Genomic DNA, 355 nt, shown 5'->3' on the forward strand with positions numbered 1-355 from the left:
GGTACCGCCCTATTCGAACGGTACTTATTCGTCCCTAACAACAGAACTTTACACTCCGAAGACCTTCATCGTTCACGCGGCGTTGCTCCATCAGACTTTCGTCCATTGTGGAAAATTCCCTACTGCTGCCTCCCGTAGGAGTCTGGGCCGTGTCTCAGTCCCAGTGTGGCCGGTCACCCTCTCAGGTCGGCTACGCATCGTCGCCTTGGTAGGCCGTTACCCCACCAACTAGCTAATGCGCCGCAGGCCCATCTCCCAGTGATAGCCGAAGCCATCTTTTCTTTTCGGACCATGCGGTCCAAAAACCTATCCGGTATTAGCATAAGTTTCCCTATGTTATCCCGGTCTGAGAGGC

Annotated in this window: 1 rRNA gene; it reads right to left on the reverse strand. The window is 54.4% G+C overall.

Annotated elements, in window-relative coordinates:
- Positions 1-355, reverse strand: a 16S ribosomal RNA gene (locus SB775_RS28015); the annotation flags it as partial.

The organism is Peribacillus sp. SIMBA_075 (genome assembly GCF_046534585.1).